We start from the raw sequence: 18534 nt of genomic DNA, 5'->3' as shown, positions 1-18534 counted from the left end.
CTATTTCCTCCACTCTTTAAATTTATTATAGATTCTTTCTACTCCATTAACTAATTTATCTATATCTTCTCTTGTATTATATAGATAGACGCTAGCCCTACAAGTAGAATTAATATTCATATATCTCATTAATGGTTGTGCACAATGATTACCTGATCTAATTGCTATACCATAACTATCTAATAATGAAGCTACATCATGAGGATGAATTCCATCAATAGCAAAGGAAATTACACCGCTCCTCTTTCTGATGTCCTTTGGCCCATATACAGTAACATAGTCTAGTTCTGATAACTTCTCAACTCCATAAGATATAAGACTTTCTTCTAACTCTTTAATATTTTCTAACCCTATTTCATTTAAATAATCTATTGCTAACCCAAGTCCTACAGCTGCTTCAACATTTTGAGTACCTGCTTCAAACTTACAAGGTATTTCTGCATAGGTTGCACTATCCTCATAAACGTACTCTATCATGTCTCCACCTAATATATATGGACTCATATTTTCCAATAAATTTTTCTTACCATAAACTACTCCAATACCCATAGGTCCTAGTAGTTTATGTCCAGAGAATACTAAGAAATCTGCATCTAAATCCCTAACACTCACCTTCATATGTGGTACACTCTGAGCTCCATCAACTATAACTACAGCACCTTTAGAATGTGCATAAGCTGCGATTTCCTTCACAGGATTAATAGTTCCAAGGGCATTAGATACTTGAGTTATACTTACAATCTTAGTTTTATCAGTAATTTTACTTTCTATTTCTTCCTTAGATATTTCCCCATTTTCATCTATATATAGATATTTAAGCTTTGCATTTTTTACTCTAGCTACTCTTTGCCATGGAATTAAATTAGAATGATGCTCCAAAATTGAAATTACTATTTCATCACCTTCATTAATATTATCCATACCATAGGATTCAGCAATTAAATTGAATCCTTCTGTTGCATTCTTTGTGAAAATCACTTCCCTAGAATCCTCTGCATCTATAAATTTCTGAATCTTTACCCTTGCTTTATCATAAGCATCAGTTGATAATATACTTAAGTTATAAGCTCCTCTATGGGGGTTAGCATTCTGTTCTTTATAATATCCTTCAATAGCTTCAAGTACTGCTTTAGGCTTTTGCGTAGTAGCTGCACTATCTAAATATACTAATTTATCATCTTGTAATATTGGAAAGTCCTGCAATATATCTTTTTTAACCATTTACTAACCTCCTATCTAATTCTGCTAATACTTCTTCTCTTATATCATCTACTGGTATCATATCTATTATTGGATTAAAGGCTCCTTGCACTATAACCTTTCTTGCTTCTTTATAGCTTAAACCTCTGCTCATAAGGTAGAACAATTTGTTTTCATCAATATTTCCTGATGAAGCTGCATGTTCTCCTGATACATCATCCTCTTCACAAAGTAATAATGGCATTGCTTTTGATCTTGCCTTTTCTGAAAGTAACATGCAATATTCACTTTCTGCCCCTTCACTTTTAGAAGCTCCTCTTTTAAAATCAATAGTACCCTTAAAGGTCTTTTTTGATTCATCCTTTAAAGCTCCATTTGTAACTATTTTAGACTTAGTTCCTTTTCCCTTATGTGTCATAATATAATTAATATCAATAGTCTTTTTATCATCTCCAAGATAAATAGAATTTATTGTTGACGATCCCTTGTTCCCAACTAAATCTCCATGGTAATTAGTTACACTATATTTCCCACCAAAATCAATTGCTACATAGTCTATATTGGCACCTTCCTCAACTGTTCCTTCAATAGAATCAAAATTCCCTGTATTATTATTTAGGAGATTGACTTTTATTATCTTTAGGTCACTACCCTTTTTGGCAACTACCCTACATACTCCATTATGATATCCTTCTTTATCATCCCAAGACTTATAGTTAATGACTATAGTAGCCTTACTTCCTTCTTCTGCAATAATATTTAAATTATCTACTAAGGAATTGTTATAACCATCCATATCAAACTTAATTACTATTGGTTCTTCTAATTCTATATCCTTATCAATTTTAACTATATATCCTTTATTGTATAAATTATCCGCTTCCTTAGTTAATTCTCTTCCAACACCATAAATAAGATTATTTGATAACTTCTCATGTTTACAAAGTTCTAACTTTTTTACTGTAGCACCTTCTCCAAAATATAAGTTACTATTAGTAAATTCTTTTATTTCTAAACCTTTATAATCTTTTAAACTAATATCATTAACTCCAACCCAAGATTTTGTTCTTACTGGAGTTTCATTTATATTAATGTATTTGTTACTATTCATTACACTCACTTCCTATCCTATACTTCCCTCTAGCTCTAAACTAATTAACTTATTCATCTCTACCGCATACTCTAGAGGTAATTCCTTTGATATTGGTTCAACAAAGCCTCTAACTATCATTCCCTTAGCCTCTTCTTCACTTAAACCTCTACTCATAAGATAGAAAATTGCATCATCGCTTATCTTACCAATCTTTGCTTCGTGTCCAATATTAACATCATCATTTAATATATCCATAACAGGAATAGTATCAGATTTTGATATGCTATCTAACATTAAAGATTCACAAGATACAGATGATTTTGAATTATAAGCATTACTATTTATCTTTACTACACCTCTATAGATGGCAGTTCCACCACTTTTTGATATAGATTTTGAATTTATTGTTGATGAAGTATTTGGTGCAGCATGAACCATCTTTGCTCCAGTATCTAGAGTCTGTCCTTTACCTGCGAAAGATACCCCTGTGAAGTCAGCCTTTGCTCCATCACCCTTTAAAATACTCATTGGATATAACATAGATATTCTTGATCCAAATGAACCAGATACCCATTCTATTGACCCATTTTTTTCAACTATTGATCTTTTAGTATTTAAATTAAGCATATTCTTTGACCAGTTTTCTATGGTACTATATCTTAATTTTGCATTTTCTTTAACAAATAACTCAACACAACCTGCATGTAAATTTATTGAGTTATATTTAGGTGCTGAACATCCTTCAATAAAATGAAGACTTGCTCCTTCATCTACTATTATTAAAGTGTGCTCGAATTGTCCTGCTCCTGGAGAGTTCAATCTAAAGTATGACTGAAGTGGTATATCTACATGAACCCCTTTAGGTACATAAACGAATGATCCTCCTGACCATACTGCTCCATGTAAGGCTACAAATTTATGATCATTAGCCGTAACACATTTCATGAAGTATTCCTTTACTAAATCTTCATGTTCCTTCACTGCTGTTTCCATGTCAGTATAAATTACACCTTGCGCTACAAGCTCATCCTTAATACTATGGTAAACAACTTCTGAGTCATACTGAGCACCAACTCCTGCAAGTGAAGTTTTTTCAGCTTCTGGTATTCCTAAAAGATCAAAGGTTTTCTTAATATCTTCAGGAACCTCATCCCAACTTCCCTTTAAATCAGACTTAGGACGAACATAAGTTACAATACTATCCATGTCTAGTTCATCTAGGGATGGTCCCCAAGATGGTAATTCTAATTTATTATATATTTCCAAAGCCTTCAATCTTAGCTTTAGCATCCATTCTGGTTCATCTTTTTCTTCTGATATAGTTCTTACTATATCCTCTGTTAAACCTTTCTCTGACTTAAAGCTATATACGTCTTCATTCTTTACATCGTATATACCTCTATCCATTTCATCAATTTCTGTTCTTTTCTTTTCTCCCATTATTTCTCACCACCAAGCTCGTTAATGCCTTTTTTAAAACTTTCATAACCTATTTTTTCAATTTCCTTAGCTAAAGTTGCATCTCCAGTTTTTACTATTTTCCCATCTACAAGAACATGTACATAATCTGGCTTTAAATTTTCTAGTATTTTTGTATTATGAGTTATAATAAGTACTGAATTATTTTCATTTAAGAACATATTAATTCCTTTTGAAACAACTCTTATAGCATCAACATCTAGTCCTGAATCAGACTCATCTAAAATTGCAAGTTGTGGTTCTAACATTAACATTTGAAGAATTTCATTTTTCTTCTTTTCCCCACCAGAGAAACCAACATTTAAGTATCTCTTAGCGTAATTTTCATCTATTTTTAATTCATTCATTATTCTTTTTAAATCAAGTTCAAACTTCATATGACCTAGAATTCCTGTTCCCATAGTCTTAATTGTACTCTTTAAGAAGTTTTCTACAGTTATTCCTGGAACCTCTTCTGGATATTGGAAAGATAAGAATAATCCTTTTCTTGCTCTTTCGTCTGTTTTTAGTTCATTTATATTTTCGTTATTTAAAACTATATCGCCGTTCTTTCTTACGTATCTAGGATGGTTCATTAACGCATTTGCCAAAGTTGACTTACCTGCTCCATTTGGTCCCATTATTACATGTACTTCACCTTTGTTTATATTTAAATCTAATCCTTTTAGGATTTCCTTATCCTCTACATTTACCTTTAAATTTTCTATATTCAATAAATTGCCCTTCATGGTATCATCTCCTATTTTCTAATCCCGAGTATTTCACTCTGCTTTATATTTATTATATATTCACTTAGGTAAATAAAATGTGATTCAAATCACACTTTTGCAAAAAAAATACTAGGAGAGCCATCTCCTAGTTAATATTATTATATTCCTAAACACATTTGCATTGTCACTTCACCAAACTCTTTTGCATCCTTTGGAACCCATAACTTGATAGTATTATCCTCATTTTTCACATACTGTTTTTCAAATTCAAAAGTTTTTTCTTTAACCGCTACTGAAGGTTCTAATATTTTAATATTATCTATATACTTGCTTATGTAGATATTAGAAATTTTATTATAATAATCTGACTCACTAATTGCTTCCACATTCTGAGCTTCTTTTAAAGTATATTCACCTGCTTCTATAGCTGCATCTTTTAAATATAAAAATGTAGTTTTAACTTTTACAACAGTAGTTTCTTTATCTTCCGATATAATTTCTGTAGTTACAGTTAACTTCTTTAAACGTTCTTTTAAAACAACGTAAAGAGTTTCTAATTCTTCATCTGTAACAATAAGTTTCTCACCTTCAAGCTCCTTTTTACTTTCCTCCATATATATTGCCTTAGTCATATTACTCTTTTCAACTTCTTCCTTGCTAAATCCAATTCCCTCTATCTTAGTTGAATCTTCTAATATAAATAAATCATAGATTGCTTCTGCAACTTTATCTGCTTGTTTTGATTCACCTATACATCCTACAAAAAATAAAGATGTAGTTAAAATCATTACCAACCCTAACACTAATGTTCTATTAATTTTTTTCATCTTCCCCCCCTAATCTCACATTATTACATTAGCACATATACCAAATTATTACAAAATATTTTTCTTTATATCTACATAATAAAAAAGGCTATATCAATTAGATATAGCCTTTTTAACTTTTTATATTTCTACGATAACTGGTACTATCATAGGTCTTCTCTTAATATTTTCATAAACATAACTACTAACATCATTTCTTAGCTTACGTTTAATTTCAGACCATTGAGTAACATTTTCTTCAAGACAACCTTCAACAGCTTTATAACTTATTCTTCTAAGCTCTCCCATTAAAGCTTCTGAATCTCTAACGTAAACGAATCCTCTAGTTATTATATCTGGTCCTGATGTTATAGTCTTACTTTCTTTATTGATTGCAACTACTACTGTAATTATACCGTCTTGAGAAAGGGATTTTCTATCTCTAAGGACTATATTACCTACATCTCCTACACCACTACCATCTATAAGCACTCTACCTGATGGTACTTTACCAACTACTTTTCCTGTTTTTCTAGTAAGTTCAAAAACATCACCATTTTCAAGAATTGTAATATTCTCTCTCTTAACCCCCATAGTTTCTGCAAGTTCTAAATGCTTTTTAAGCATTTTGTACTCACCATGAATAGGCAAGAAGAATTTTGGTTTAACTAATGCTTGCATTAACTGTAATTCAGCTTCACAAGCATGACCTGAAACGTGAATAGGTTCTGCAGTTTTATAGATTACATCTGCCCCTCTTCTAGTTAAATCATTTACAATATTTGATACAGCTTTCTCATTTCCTGGAATTGGTGTTGCTGATACTATAACCATGTCATCTTTTTCAATTTGAATACTTCTATGATTACCAGCAGCTATTCTACTTAATGCAGCCATCGGTTCCCCTTGACTTCCTGTAGTAATAATAGTTAATCTATCGTTTGCATACTTATTAATTTCACTTAAATCAATTAACATACCCTCTGGCATATCTAAGTATCCAAGTCTAATGGCTACTTCAGATATTTTCTCCATACTACGTCCACTGAAAGCAATCTTTCTATTAGTCTTCATACAAGTGTTAACAATTTGTTGTATTCTATGAATATTTGATGCAAATGTAGCAACAATAACTCTACCCTTAGCTTTACCAAAATACTTATCTAAGGTTTCACCAACTGCTCTCTCTGATAAAGTATATCCTGCATGGCTAACATTTGTACTATCCGCCATTAATAGTAATACTCCTCTTTTACCTAGTTGAGCTAATCTAGCTAAATCAATTACTTTTCCATCAATTGGAGTATAATCAATCTTAAAGTCCCCTGTATGGACAATGACACCAACTGGTGTGTGTATTGCTAGAGCACAACTATCTGCTATACTATGGTTTGTTCTAATGAACTCCACTTTAAAATCATCTACGGTTACAGTATCTCCTTGCTCAACTACATTTAATGTGCAGTCCTTTAATATTCCATGTTCTGTAAGCTTATTTTCAACTAACCCTAAAGTTAATCTTGTTCCATATACTGGTACATTTAATTCTTTTAATACGTATGGCAATGCACCTATATGATCTTCGTGTCCATGTGTTATAAATATTCCTTTTACTTTACTTCTATTCTTCTTAAGGTATGCAATATCAGGAATAACTAAATCTATTCCAAATAATTCTTCATCTGGAAATGCTAAACCACAATCCACGATTACTATTTGATCCTCATACTCAAAAGCAGTAATATTCTTTCCTACTTCACCTAGTCCCCCTAATGGGATTATCTTTATCTTCTTATTCTTTTGCACAATTTTCTCCTATCTTGTAAATTTACTTTCACTTTCAAAATAAATTTACATCTACATTTAATCATAATTTAATTTGTTTATTTAAAAAAGCGTACAAAAATAAGTCCTTATAATCTCATGTAATTCTTCTGCTCTTCAATTTTACTAGTTATGGATAATCCTCTGTAATAAACCGTTGAAGATATCCTTATAAACCTAGTCTTCTCCTACCCAATCTATGCATATATTGATCAACATCAGTCTCTAACCGCTTCACTGATCTATTTCTATATTCAATACTACATAGCTAAGTAAGTTTAGAGTCATTGTAATTCAAGTATTAATTCTTATAATAAACCCTTCTTAACGCATCTAAAAAAACTTGAATAAATATAATTCTATATATTCATTCATCTTTTTTTACATACATCCTCTCTCATCTACTATAAGTGTATACTAAATTTAGAAAATAATCAAACAGATATTTTAGAATTTATATATTTATATATTTATTATAGCTATAATAATCATTCTTTATCCTCTTTTTTCTATGCAAATTTTACTAAGTAACAGGATTTAAAGGCCTTTTCACCAAGCATAAATATCTTTAAATATAATTTATGACTTGGTGTTTTTTAATTTTAAAAATATATTAAAGTATAAGTACAAATGTTCCTGCAGTAATTAAAAGACCTCCAATTACTGTTTTTACAGTAACTGTCTCCCCTAAAATAATAAATGCTAACACCATAGTAATAACTACACTAAACTTATCTATAGGGACTACCTTTGATGCATCCCCCATCTGTAGTGCCTTAAAATAACATAACCAAGACAAACCTGTAGCTATTCCAGATAGAACTAAAAACACCCATGATTTTGTACTAATATTCGCCACTTCATTCTGAGTTCCTGTAATAAACACTATTCCCCATGCCATAACAAGAACTACTACAGTACGTATTGCTGTTGCTAGATTAGAATTAATATTGTTTATTCCCATCTTAGCTAAAATTGAAGTTAAGGCAGCAAACAATGCCGATAAAATCGCAAATAACACCCACATTTTCTTTCCTCCTTGTAATGATATCAAATTATTAACCTCCTTAATTTCTTACTACTATATGAATACCTCTTCTTATAATATATCAAAGTGGCAATATATTTTCTACACTATTGAGAAATATTATCATTATTATCTTCATTTCTTTTCAAACAAATTATAACTATATCCCATCATAATTTAATCAAAATAAAAGAACCAATATAAAATATTGATTCTACTTAGTTGGTTTCCACTTATAGCCGCAACATGGGCATACTAGTGTTATATCTCTACATACTAGTGATCCTAGTATTTTTCCTTTTGTATCCATTAATAGAGGTCCTTTTTCACCTCTCCCAATACTATACTTTTTCTTCGTTGTTTTTATATTCGTTGCACAACATCTAGGACAAAATGCTATTCCTTGTTTTGTGTAATTCGCTGCCTTTTCTTTGTCATCTTTTTCTTTTATTTCTTTATATTTTTCCGCCTGTTTCACTTCTGCCATTATCCTTCCTGTTGTTGCTGCTCTTTTCATTTCATCAAATAAGCCCATTAATATTCCTACTTTCTACCTTATAAATTCATATCATTTTTATTTGAGTTAATTCATTTAAAACTTTTGTATAACCCTCCCTAGGATTGTATAAATAATCTTTATCTCAACACTCCCCTTAATATTATGAGAAATCCAATAAGAGATTTTTTATTAAAATATTACTTAATTAATCCCCTCTATATAATTATATATTATTTATTAAACTAGTCCACCCATATAATTATAATGATTATATATTTTTTGTAAATTCTATAATAGATCCCACCCTTTTGATGCAACCTTATAATATACTTTCTTAGGTATCACTTTTAGTAATTGATAGATTAGCTTATTAAAGAAACCAGGTATAACTATCACCTTTAATTCCTTTTCTATATTTTTCAAAGAAACATCTACAACTTCTTCTGCTGTCATCCATCTAATAATTCCTTTACTTTTTAGTGTACTTTCATCCATATCTAATTTTGAATGAAAATCTGTCCTGGCAAAACCCGGACATAAAGCTTGAACTCTTATATTGTATTTATTAAGTTCCATTGCTAAAGATTGAGAAAAACTTGTTAAAAAACATTTCGTAGCACAATACATGGCTGAAGTTGGAAATACATTGAAAGATGCTAATGAACTAAGATTAATTATAAATCCCTTCTTATTCCTTTTCATCTGCTTTGCTACTACATGGCATAACTTAACAGCTGCTAGAATATGTACATTTATCATTCCCTCTTGATTTTCATACTTGTCCTCAGTAAAGGAATCATCTGCCCCATGTCCTGCATTATTAACTAAAAATTCAATGTCATTTCTCTCTTCTAGCTTACTTATAAAATCATTAAGTCTATCTTTGTCTGTAAGGTCAAATATATTAACATCTACTTTAATTTTATATTCTTTTTTAATATCCTCTGCTACTTTACTAATTATATCTTCTCTTCTTCCAACAATAATTAAATCGTATCCTTGACTTGCTAGTTTTCTACTAAATACTCTGCCAAAGCCACTTGTTGCTCCTGTTACTACTGCAACCTTTCCCATAATCCCACCTAATCTTTACCTTTTTATTAAAGTATATAATAGAATATTCTGTGCTCTATTATCACTATTATTATAACACTCTTAAAGAATTTACAATAGTAGCATATTCAAGTAAAACAAAGGATTTTGGAGTATCTACTATAATTTTTACCTATATACAGTAAATAGTAGTCCAAACACTTCAAAACAAGGATTACTTTTTAATGAAATATATGGTATACTAACAACTGTTCCGGTCTCTTGGTCAAGAGGTTAAGACACCACCCTCTCACGGTGGAATCAGGGGTTCGATTCCCCTAGGGACTACCATTATACTCTCAAAGCTGAGTAATACTAGCTTTGAGAGTTTTTTATTTCATCAATTATATATACTTTTATTTATTTTAACAACATTTTAACAACATTTTATTTTAAAACCTAACATAAATTATTTTTCATTTCCAAGAATAGATCCTAACTCTTTTGCTATTGGATTATTAGATGCCATTTCTACCTTTAGTCCATACTGGGAAGATGATAAACTCAAATTGAAATCATATTTGAACATCAACTTTAATCTATTTGCTATGCTTTCATCTTTTACATTAACATTTATTGATGTGCCTTCTCCATCTAAACTAACTAAGCCTACTGCCCAATAAGGTAAATGGGTATTTTGATTTTCCTTCTTAGTGATAGAACTAACTAAACAACATATATTATTTATTTTCATATTAATCATTCTCCTTTTTTATTTAAATCTAAGTAGGTAACTGTACCTTTTCTTTCACCTTTCCAGTCTGTAAAACCTATATTGTAGCTATTTGAAAATATCAAATCATAATCATCAAATTTACTCAGTAATTGTTCTAAATTGTCATTTGAATAAACTTTCGTCTCAATAGGACGATTCATTGTTTTGTGGCTATAGCTGTATACCCTACCATCTACTTTTACATCTATAAGGCTCTTAACTATATATGCACTAACATACAAAGCTATATTTGTATTATCCTCTTGCTTAAGGTTACGAATATCTATAAACCCATGGTCCCAATACTCTTGTCTAAATAATTCCTCAAATCTTTTATGATTTTCTGTCTTCTCTTCAAAATTTGAACTTAGTTTTACACCTATAGGCAAATTAGTAAGCAAATGATAATGTAACCTTTTATACTTTTCCCCAAGCTCCAATACCCAGATATATTTAAGTCCATCATGTTCTTTCCTTAACTTAGTAAAGAATATATTTAGCAACCTCTTACTCTCCTTGTAATTGGGCACTCTGCTAAAGGTCAATGTAATAAATGTAGTCATATCTGGATTAGCCTTAATAAGCCTCATAATGTTATTTCTCGCCTTATTCAAGGTTGCTTTTCTATCCTTTTGGGATTGAATTTTTCCCTTTTCCTCATTAAGAATTATCTCTTTAGCTTTTAGATCCCGTTTGAAATTTGTTCTTGCAGCATAGTTATTCATCTTGTAGATTTCTAATCTATCACCTGAAGTTATTATTTTTAGATTATAAAGTCTTTCCATATTTGAATTACCCCACTACTATCAAGTTATTAGGCTTCGCCTTATTGTCTTCGGTAGTCGCTCCGCTCTCTCCGTTTCTGCATGCTACAATAAGCAAGCTTACCTTCGCATTTCAAAACTACGATTGCTACACTCCTGCCTCAGCCAATTAATTCTTTACATAATAATTTATAATAGATATGACTTTCCTCTATAAATACTGTCTGAATAACAAATAAACTCTCTTTGTAATAATTCAGAGTCTTGTCCAGGGCATCCTAAAAAAGCACTAATAGAACTTTTGTCTATAGCTCTAAAGGTAATCCTTACGTTAAATAATTGCTTGTAAGGGCAATACTCCTTTAATAGACTTTGACCAAGTGCAATAAGATAAATATTGAAATGCCTAGCTTGGCTTAATACATCCATAATGGCTTTATTAATGGCCTTATCCTTTCCTAACACATTCAATTCATCCAGCACTAAGTAAAGAGGTTTGTCTCTAATATATGGTTCATCAATTATAGTTTTTAGGTAATCTAGTATATCCTCATTTCCGTTAATTCGTCTTCCTTTTATAGTTACAAAATCATCCTCAAATACATTAAGTAAAATAATATCTACATTTTTTAAATTTCTTAATGCTAATTCAACCATCTTACTTTTGCCGCTATTACTTGCACCCTGTACCCCTATGTGTGGAGTTTTTTTCATATCAACGATAATTTCCTCACCTTTATTGTTATAGCCTACCAATAGGCTTGTAGGTGGTAATTTAACATAAGTATATTTAACATCTCCAACTTCTTTATTAATTACTTCAAGTATTGCTGTTCCCTTAGCATTTGTAATTTTAACTTCCTTTGCCCTGAATAGCTGCTTAATATAGTCTTCATTCTTTTCTATATCATCAAATGAAGAAATTCTACTTATATCAATAGTTGATTTAAAACCCCAGTTGTATAATTCAACGTTGTCTATATATGGAGTTTTTTCCTCTACGTTAATAATCTTTTTATCTTTAAAAAAATGCCTAAACCTCTTTTTTATCCCACGTTTAATTTTCACTTCATGTGGAGTTAATAGAGAAATCGAGCCATATGCTGATACAAACATCGCTAATAATTTTATATATAACATAGTTTAAAGTTACTCTAGAAATATAGAGTACATACTTCCATCTACTAAAAATGCAATGTATTCTATTGTATCTACATAAATTCTACTTTCTCCAATCCTTCTCACTTCTCTTACATGATCCTGCATTTCAATTTCCCATAGTTCATAGATGTTTACACATTCCATTAAACTATTCCTTTTGTTTTGATTTATAGTTTATATGTATGCTCTATTTCCGAAAATGTTTCCTATTTCCGAAATTATATATAAAAAAATAAAGACTACTCTTTTGTAGCCTTTATCTGATTTATCATCTCTTTATACAACAATTGCTTTATATAGTTACCAGGACCAATTATTTCACTTTGCTCCATGAACCATTTTTTTAATTCTTGTTCTTTATCAGTATTTTTAAAAGATATAGAGAATTTATTTTTGTCCTGCATAACTTACACCACCTTACAGTAATAGTTTACCACATAATGTAATAATTATAAATTCATTACACTTCTTTTCTTTATCTTCTTAACAATCAACATTATCAGATTTACTAATATAAAGATTATATTTAATGTGAATATCAATACCATTGTACCACCATAGATTAAATATACCCTATTCTGTTTAGATGAGAACTCTTTTTCAACCAATTCCAATTCTTCTATAGGTTCCTTGGGCTTGCTTTTTTCCCACTTCAAGTTCTCCTCTGCTGCTCTCATTCCTCTATCAAATGTAAATGGTTCATCTTCTGTGTATACTTTTCTTTCAGGCTCTTTTAACATATGTTTCTTAAGATCTTCTTGATATTTTGAATTAATTTTCACTTTTTCCTTTTCTGATGCTATTCTGTAATCATTTATTTTTAGATTTCCTAACATCATAATTGCAAAACATATTATAAATCCAACAATAGGAATAATAATTTTAATTATCTTTTTCATAATCCACCCCCACATGATAATTGTATAATACTTGAATATATTGTCAATAATTTACTGAGGTGATAATTTGAAAAAGAGTTATATTCAAGTTAATTTAATATTGAAATTATCTGTAATGGCTATAATATTGGTAGCTATCCCAGTTCTCCTATAAATATAAAAAGCTAGTAGTTTCATTCCTACTAGCTTTTTAAATACCACTTGTATGTATCTGTTTCATATATTAAGTCCATATCCCTACATATATCCCTAAAAATACACTTGCATTTATATACCGTTTTAACCGGATATGTAGAACCTCTAGGCTTTATCTTCCGTATTCCTAGTAGCTTATCTATCTTAACTACTACAGGCTCATCACATTCGTGAATCCTGAACCTTACTGGTCTAATATCACCTTCTAAACTAAACTCTGCAATCATTTCTATTTCTCTTAATTCGCTCATATTATCCGCTCCCTAAAATAAATCCTTACTATATTATAGAGAACATTTGTTTGTATGTAAAGCAAAAAAGAGGTAGCAGGTAGAAATTAATCTACCCACTACCTCTTTTGTTTTCTTATTTTATGTAAGTATTAGTACATAAAATATTATACTACATATATATTAATTTATTCCAAGTGTTTTTACCTACAATACCATCTGCTATTAATCCATTATTTCTTTGAAATTGTTTTACTGCTGCTTCTGTAGCTGGTCCAAAATTACCATCAGTATTTATTCCTAGTTTTTCCTGTAGCAATTTAGTAATGCTCCCCTTAGCTCCACGTTTGATGGTAGGACATCCTTTTAATGTAACTGGCCCTGGTAGATTGTCTACCTTTTGATTACTAAATCCTTGAACATTACATTCATCCTGTAATCTATACACCCATCCAGTATCTTGTCTTGGTTGATCTATAGGTAACCTATCTCCACTTAGGAATAATGTCCTTTCTGCTTCTCTTCTTCTCACTAATCCAGCCAGTGGTCCATATGCTCCATTAATGTATAACAATAACTTATCGGCTACTACTCCGGCATCTCTATTCTGTACTAAAGTCTTTAAGCTACCAGGTCCACAATTATAAACAAAACTTGTCAATGCATCAAATTGATTCTGATTAGGTATGAAAGTCAATTCTCTACAATTATTAACGTAGTTTTCGTACTCAACCATATCTGTTACTAGTAAGTTATCTGCCTGATCTTGTGTAATTGTTTGCCCTTCCCATACATCCCCTGTATGTCCCCATCCAATCGTCAACACATTACTAGGACACCTATAGGCTCTTAATTGACATCCCTCAAATTCTTTTATTAAGCTTAAACCTTTTTCACTTATTTTCATATCTCCACCCCTACAACTGATTATCTTCTATTTGATTTTTTTCTTTTGTAAAATAAAATGCTATAACCATAGTTACCAATGGAACGAATTGCTCTCCAGTTATAGTTCCTCTAATGGCCATGTAGCTTAAAACCACTGTTAATATAATAGACATTAAAAACCTTGCACTTGTCAACTTTCTTATTAATCTTTCTTTCACTTTTTAAACATCTCCCTTTTCTAAATTATCAATTCTATGATGTGCTGATTTTACAGACTGTTTTACTTCTGCTAATTCCTTTACAACATCTTGTATTTGCTTATCTCTAGCTTTATTATCAATTCTAATATCATCAACTCCTTTGCTTATATAATCCAATTTCGTTTCAATGATTCCATCCTGTTTACTTTCATTTTTAATATCTTTATCCCTATTTCTTGTGAATGTTAAGAAACCAATTATGCCACCTAGGATTGTAAAAATTATTGCTATCGGTATATTTTCCATAATTACCCCCAGTAATTTAATACAAAAAAAGAGACTTAGAATTAATCTAAATCTCTTTTATTTTTTATAATATTTAAGTCCCCTTTTCCTTAAAATCTCTAACTTAGCCTTTTCCTGTACATCTTCTAAAATATCCTTCATTTTCTTTGACTTCTCTTCACTACTTAAGCCACTTGGTATACTACTAAATGCTTTTTCTGTTTCTTTACCCATATATTTTTGCATTTGATTCTTTTCTTCACCTGTTAAGCTTATCTTTAAACTTGGAGCATTCTTCTTCTCTTTATAGGTAAAACTCTTAGGAGCTACCCTTGGCATTTGAGCAACATCACCTGTATCATTATATAAATCTAAGGCAATTTTCTCGGCTTTACTAGGATTAAACTTACTAGTTTTACCTGGATTAATTAAAGTATTAAACATCTTCAATGCTCCATCACCATAAAATTTTTGTTGTTCATTTCCTAATGTATCAACTTTTTTAGTTAAACCTTGAGACAGTATAGGTATCTTTGACTTAATTCCATTGATGCCACGTCCTATATTAGATTCACTATACGTATCTCTAGTATTAGGATCAATAACATCATTAACAGCCTTCATAGCACTGTTAAAAGGAACTAACTGACTTAATCCATTTACCGCTGTTTGCTCTAACCCTTCCATCATATTATTACCAGCATTACTATCGTATCCACCAAATAGCTTAGATAATCCTTGCAACATTGATTGATTAAACAACGTTGCTCCACCTGTCTTGGCTCCTTCAATGAATGAACTAAATATATCTTTACTACCTTTTATATTCTCATAAACATCAGCTCCAATCATTAATGGAATAGCAGCCGGTTGCATCCAGTCAATAGAATTATAAACATTTCCTGATTTTATTGAATAAGGCATCTTTCCTGATTGTTTTTCCAATGCTGCTGCTTCTTTATCTTTTGGACCACTTCCATTAATAACTCCCTCATGTGCCATTAATGCCCCTGCTCCAATAAGAGCACTACCAGTTAATCCTCTTGCTAATTGGTCAACTACTTTCCTTTGATCTAATTCATCAGTTGCAATTCCTTTTGCTAAGTTTACAATTCCTCTAATTCCACCCAAAGGTGAATAATCAACTGCCTTATCCATTATATTGGCAGGTGTCTTAATAAAAGGCATTACAATATTTCCTATTCCAAAAGATGAATCAAATGGATTCTTTGAAGTAACCTTTCCTATCATTGAGTTTCCTATTTTATTCATACCTTGCTGAAGCATTTTTGCTCCATCAGATATACCTGAAGAGTTCTGAAAAGTTTTATCCTCAGCGGTTCTTTTCGCAATTTCTTTTATTTCATCTGTTACCTCAGTTACACCCTTAAGTTTCATCTGTCTTCTTACTTCATCATTATAAGCAGCTTTGTAAAAAGGTTCATCACCCAACCTTAGCCCTGTAGATGTTAAGTCCTCCGCCTTAGATAACGCTTTGTCTACTATTCCCTTATTCCCCTTGAATGCTTTAGTACTAGGCAATTCATATTGTCCTTGGCTCATAGATGTATTAATTCCAAGCTTATAATCTTCTCCAACTTCCTTTAGTCCTTGTTTCATGCCTTTTAGTTGTTCACCTAAATTAGGTAACCCTGTTGTTCTCTCACCTGTAAATTTAGACATTACTTTATCAATAGCTGTTGCTGGAATATCTTTAACATTTTCTAAAGTTCCCATAACTACATTTCCTAAAGGATTTCTAATCATTGTTTTAGGATTAAGTAAAAGATTCATTCTTTGCATAGCACTATATTTTTCTGTATTACTAGAAGGGATTTTTTCAACTAAAGCCTTTTTTAGCTGAGCAACTGCAATATCCTTTTCTCTACCATCAGACATATTTTGAATTGACTCCGATTTGTCAATCAATTTGGCAATTTCAGCATCTGACCATACAGGAATATCATACTTTTTCATTATTTCGTTTATCATTTCTTTATCTTTGACATTAGACAGTTCTTTCTTTAATTTATCAGTAGTTCTTTTACTTAGACTTTCTTTTGCACTATCAGTAATTTTCTGCATTTGCATTAAAGTACCTTCAGGACTTAGCCTTTTCCAAGTAGATAAAGCTTGTAGAGTTTGCCCTAAGTTAGTAGCTTCTCCCCTCGAATATTCAAGCCATTCTTTTAATTGTCCGTAATCGCCATTTGTACGAGCATCTTGAATAAGACGGTTAGTTATTAACCCACTAGCTACAGAGTACTCTGCTGACTTAATACCGTTGTTCCTGATACGCTTAATAGTTCCTTCCATATCTTCATCTAACATCTTAGTTGCTCTGTCATAACTTTGAGCATTTGCTTTAATATCGTAGATTCCATTTACTTCATCTACAACCTTCTGAACATCATCACCTTGCATAAAATGAGAATTTTTCATAGTGTTATATTTATTCATTGATAAATTTTGTCCTGGTCCAGTTACTTCACTATACATGTCTTTTCCTATAGGAATTTCTAAACTCATATTATCCTTAGGTCTTTCAATATCCAATGCTAAGGATTTAGGTTTCTTAATATTATTAACTGGTAACTCTAAAGAAGGTAATTTCAATCCATCACTTTTAGGATTTTTGATGTCCAAAGATGGTCTTAAATTCTCGCCATTATAAGCCCCTACAAGAGGAGCATTTTTCAACGGTTCAATATTATCACTAAAGTTTTTTATCTTCTCTACACCTCTACTAGCACCTCCTAGAGTACCACCAAATAATGCACCACCCAAAGCACCCTCTAAAACATCTTTACCTATCTCTTCTCCACCTTTAAACCTCAAATTATCGAGTCCTTCACCTACTGAATTATCAATAGCACCTCTAACCGCTCCCGTAGTAATTTTGTTTAACAGTGGATTACTTATCTTACTACCTAGTTCATTTGCTCCTCTTGTTGCTATATCATCACCTACATTAAGTAAATTCTGCCCTGGTGTAAGTCCTTGAAAACTTGCAAGTCCAAGCATATTACCACCAAGTTCAGCAACTTTATCAACAACTTTATTTCCAGTGGTATCTTTATACATATTCATAGGGGCATTTTCCGCTATAGCTTTTTCTCCACCCATAGTCTTACTTGCACTACCAAATATTTTATTAATTACCGGTATCCTATAAGGAGTCTCTAATGCATATCCCAATCCACTAAAAAAACCATCCGGTGTATCAGGATGGTTCTTCTTAAAATATTCATATGATTCTTTTCCAAATACCTCACTAGGAGGATTGACTCCTAAATTAGTTTTTTGAGTATTTGTAGTAGGAAGTCTTGAGCTTAAGCTGTTATTATATAGTTGCCTTTCTTCTTCATCTTTTTTTCTTTTAATCTCATAATTAGCAACTCTGGTATTATAACCACTTTCAAAATCTCCACTTAATTTATTTCTAAGCTCATCAAAATAAGTCATAT

General features: G+C 31.1%; 20 protein-coding genes and 1 tRNA gene. 1 reads left to right on the top strand and 20 read right to left on the bottom strand.

The annotated features are described in order from the left end of the window. From ACSYT2_RS04640 to ACSYT2_RS04600, 9 genes are all read right to left on the bottom strand, one after another. On the bottom strand, positions 1 to 1221 hold the full coding sequence (locus ACSYT2_RS04640; protein ID WP_438383791.1) for an aminotransferase class V-fold PLP-dependent enzyme: 1221 nt from the start codon (positions 1219 to 1221) through the stop codon (positions 1 to 3). After that, positions 1214 to 2311, bottom strand: a complete 1098-nt coding sequence (gene sufD, locus ACSYT2_RS04635) for a Fe-S cluster assembly protein SufD (protein ID WP_438383789.1) — start codon at positions 2309 to 2311, stop codon at positions 1214 to 1216. The genes ACSYT2_RS04640 and sufD overlap by 8 nt, the downstream gene beginning before the upstream one ends. Positions 2312 to 2323: 12 nt before the next feature. Beyond that, a complete protein-coding gene (gene sufB, locus ACSYT2_RS04630; protein WP_430856011.1) occupies positions 2324 to 3733 on the bottom strand; it encodes a Fe-S cluster assembly protein SufB in 1410 nt (469 codons plus the stop codon). Then, a complete protein-coding gene (gene sufC / locus ACSYT2_RS04625; RefSeq protein WP_430856010.1) occupies positions 3733 to 4500 on the bottom strand; it encodes a Fe-S cluster assembly ATPase SufC in 768 nt (255 codons plus the stop codon). Before sufC ends, sufB begins: the two co-directional genes overlap by 1 nt. Positions 4501 to 4640: 140 nt before the next feature. Next, complete coding sequence (locus tag ACSYT2_RS04620; RefSeq protein ID WP_438383786.1) at positions 4641 to 5309, bottom strand: hypothetical protein; 669 nt, start codon at positions 5307 to 5309, stop codon at positions 4641 to 4643. 120 nt (positions 5310 to 5429) lie between these two features. Continuing rightward, positions 5430 to 7094, bottom strand: a complete 1665-nt coding sequence (locus ACSYT2_RS04615) for a ribonuclease J (protein WP_430856008.1) — start codon at positions 7092 to 7094, stop codon at positions 5430 to 5432. A 631-nt stretch (positions 7095 to 7725) separates the two neighbouring features. Continuing rightward, entirely contained in the window at positions 7726 to 8139 is a 414-nt protein-coding gene (locus tag ACSYT2_RS04610; RefSeq protein ID WP_430856683.1) for an EamA family transporter, read from the bottom strand. 214 nt (positions 8140 to 8353) lie between these two features. Beyond that, entirely contained in the window at positions 8354 to 8674 is a 321-nt protein-coding gene (locus ACSYT2_RS04605; protein WP_430856007.1) for a hypothetical protein, read from the bottom strand. A 252-nt stretch (positions 8675 to 8926) separates the two neighbouring features. Then, entirely contained in the window at positions 8927 to 9712 is a 786-nt protein-coding gene (locus ACSYT2_RS04600; protein ID WP_430856006.1) for an SDR family NAD(P)-dependent oxidoreductase, read from the bottom strand. 234 nt (positions 9713 to 9946) lie between these two features. Here ACSYT2_RS04600 and ACSYT2_RS04595 point away from each other — a divergent pair. Further along, positions 9947 to 10021, top strand: a tRNA-Glu gene (locus tag ACSYT2_RS04595). Between the two features lie 118 nt (positions 10022 to 10139). Here the strand turns inward: ACSYT2_RS04595 and ACSYT2_RS04590 are convergent. The 11 genes from ACSYT2_RS04590 to ACSYT2_RS04540 all read right to left on the bottom strand — a co-directional run bounded on the left by ACSYT2_RS04590 (position 10140) and on the right by ACSYT2_RS04540 (position 18532). Beyond that, positions 10140 to 10424, bottom strand: a complete 285-nt coding sequence (locus ACSYT2_RS04590) for a hypothetical protein (RefSeq protein WP_438383784.1) — start codon at positions 10422 to 10424, stop codon at positions 10140 to 10142. A gap of 5 nt (positions 10425 to 10429) precedes the next feature. Continuing rightward, the gene (locus ACSYT2_RS04585; protein ID WP_438383783.1) at positions 10430 to 11230 is read right to left on the bottom strand and encodes a rolling circle replication-associated protein; all 801 of its coding nucleotides are present in this window, start codon (positions 11228 to 11230) and stop codon (positions 10430 to 10432) included. Positions 11231 to 11398: 168 nt separating this feature from the next. After that, positions 11399 to 12349 (bottom strand): hypothetical protein, encoded by a 951-nt coding sequence (locus ACSYT2_RS04580; protein WP_438383782.1) that lies wholly within the window; start codon positions 12347 to 12349, stop codon positions 11399 to 11401. 9 nt (positions 12350 to 12358) lie between these two features. Next, a complete protein-coding gene (locus ACSYT2_RS04575) occupies positions 12359 to 12514 on the bottom strand; it encodes a hypothetical protein (protein ID WP_438383780.1) in 156 nt (51 codons plus the stop codon). A gap of 95 nt (positions 12515 to 12609) precedes the next feature. Continuing rightward, entirely contained in the window at positions 12610 to 12774 is a 165-nt protein-coding gene (locus ACSYT2_RS04570; RefSeq protein ID WP_438383778.1) for a hypothetical protein, read from the bottom strand. 45 nt (positions 12775 to 12819) lie between these two features. Continuing rightward, the gene (locus tag ACSYT2_RS04565) at positions 12820 to 13269 is read right to left on the bottom strand and encodes a hypothetical protein (protein WP_438383777.1); all 450 of its coding nucleotides are present in this window, start codon (positions 13267 to 13269) and stop codon (positions 12820 to 12822) included. Between the two features lie 182 nt (positions 13270 to 13451). Beyond that, the gene (locus ACSYT2_RS04560) at positions 13452 to 13715 is read right to left on the bottom strand and encodes a hypothetical protein (RefSeq protein WP_438383775.1); all 264 of its coding nucleotides are present in this window, start codon (positions 13713 to 13715) and stop codon (positions 13452 to 13454) included. Positions 13716 to 13866: 151 nt separating this feature from the next. Further along, positions 13867 to 14601: a glycoside hydrolase family protein gene (locus ACSYT2_RS04555; RefSeq protein WP_438383773.1), complete on the bottom strand. Its 735-nt coding sequence runs from the start codon at positions 14599 to 14601 to the stop codon at positions 13867 to 13869. A 10-nt stretch (positions 14602 to 14611) separates the two neighbouring features. After that, entirely contained in the window at positions 14612 to 14800 is a 189-nt protein-coding gene (locus ACSYT2_RS04550) for a hypothetical protein (RefSeq protein WP_438383771.1), read from the bottom strand. Positions 14801 to 14803: 3 nt separating this feature from the next. Next, positions 14804 to 15088 (bottom strand): hypothetical protein, encoded by a 285-nt coding sequence (locus tag ACSYT2_RS04545; RefSeq protein ID WP_438383769.1) that lies wholly within the window; start codon positions 15086 to 15088, stop codon positions 14804 to 14806. Between the two features lie 57 nt (positions 15089 to 15145). After that, positions 15146 to 18532 (bottom strand): hypothetical protein, encoded by a 3387-nt coding sequence (locus ACSYT2_RS04540; RefSeq protein WP_438383768.1) that lies wholly within the window; start codon positions 18530 to 18532, stop codon positions 15146 to 15148. Positions 18533 to 18534: the final 2 nt, after the last annotated feature.

This window comes from Clostridium zhoujianii, assembly GCF_051590805.1.
In the GTDB taxonomy this organism is placed as follows: Bacteria; Bacillota; Clostridia; order Clostridiales; family Clostridiaceae; genus Clostridium.
Note: the sequence above shows the minus strand (reverse complement) of the source record. Positions and strands in the feature narration are given on the sequence as shown.

What these genes read in the sequence shown, in the direction of transcription:
- sufB (WP_430856011.1), bottom strand. Translation starts at nt 3,733, where the DNA reads ATGGGAGAAAAGAAAAGAACAGAAATTGATGAAATGGATAGAGGTATA.
- ACSYT2_RS04590 (WP_438383784.1), bottom strand. Translation starts at nt 10,424, where the DNA reads ATGAAAATAAATAATATATGTTGTTTAGTTAGTTCTATCACTAAGAAG.
- ACSYT2_RS04565 (WP_438383777.1), bottom strand. Translation starts at nt 13,269, where the DNA reads ATGAAAAAGATAATTAAAATTATTATTCCTATTGTTGGATTTATAATA.
- ACSYT2_RS04570 (WP_438383778.1), bottom strand. Translation starts at nt 12,774, where the DNA reads ATGCAGGACAAAAATAAATTCTCTATATCTTTTAAAAATACTGATAAA.
- ACSYT2_RS04545 (WP_438383769.1), bottom strand. Translation starts at nt 15,088, where the DNA reads ATGGAAAATATACCGATAGCAATAATTTTTACAATCCTAGGTGGCATA.
- ACSYT2_RS04585 (WP_438383783.1), bottom strand. Translation starts at nt 11,230, where the DNA reads ATGGAAAGACTTTATAATCTAAAAATAATAACTTCAGGTGATAGATTA.
- sufD (WP_438383789.1), bottom strand. Translation starts at nt 2,311, where the DNA reads ATGAATAGTAACAAATACATTAATATAAATGAAACTCCAGTAAGAACA.
- ACSYT2_RS04620 (WP_438383786.1), bottom strand. Translation starts at nt 5,309, where the DNA reads ATGAAAAAAATTAATAGAACATTAGTGTTAGGGTTGGTAATGATTTTA.
- sufC (WP_430856010.1), bottom strand. Translation starts at nt 4,500, where the DNA reads ATGAAGGGCAATTTATTGAATATAGAAAATTTAAAGGTAAATGTAGAG.
- ACSYT2_RS04605 (WP_430856007.1), bottom strand. Translation starts at nt 8,674, where the DNA reads ATGGGCTTATTTGATGAAATGAAAAGAGCAGCAACAACAGGAAGGATA.
- ACSYT2_RS04575 (WP_438383780.1), bottom strand. Translation starts at nt 12,514, where the DNA reads ATGGAATGTGTAAACATCTATGAACTATGGGAAATTGAAATGCAGGAT.
- ACSYT2_RS04640 (WP_438383791.1), bottom strand. Translation starts at nt 1,221, where the DNA reads ATGGTTAAAAAAGATATATTGCAGGACTTTCCAATATTACAAGATGAT.
- ACSYT2_RS04540 (WP_438383768.1), bottom strand. Translation starts at nt 18,532, where the DNA reads ATGACTTATTTTGATGAGCTTAGAAATAAATTAAGTGGAGATTTTGAA.
- ACSYT2_RS04555 (WP_438383773.1), bottom strand. Translation starts at nt 14,601, where the DNA reads ATGAAAATAAGTGAAAAAGGTTTAAGCTTAATAAAAGAATTTGAGGGA.
- ACSYT2_RS04610 (WP_430856683.1), bottom strand. Translation starts at nt 8,139, where the DNA reads ATGTGGGTGTTATTTGCGATTTTATCGGCATTGTTTGCTGCCTTAACT.
- ACSYT2_RS04600 (WP_430856006.1), bottom strand. Translation starts at nt 9,712, where the DNA reads ATGGGAAAGGTTGCAGTAGTAACAGGAGCAACAAGTGGCTTTGGCAGA.
- ACSYT2_RS04560 (WP_438383775.1), bottom strand. Translation starts at nt 13,715, where the DNA reads ATGAGCGAATTAAGAGAAATAGAAATGATTGCAGAGTTTAGTTTAGAA.
- ACSYT2_RS04580 (WP_438383782.1), bottom strand. Translation starts at nt 12,349, where the DNA reads ATGTTATATATAAAATTATTAGCGATGTTTGTATCAGCATATGGCTCG.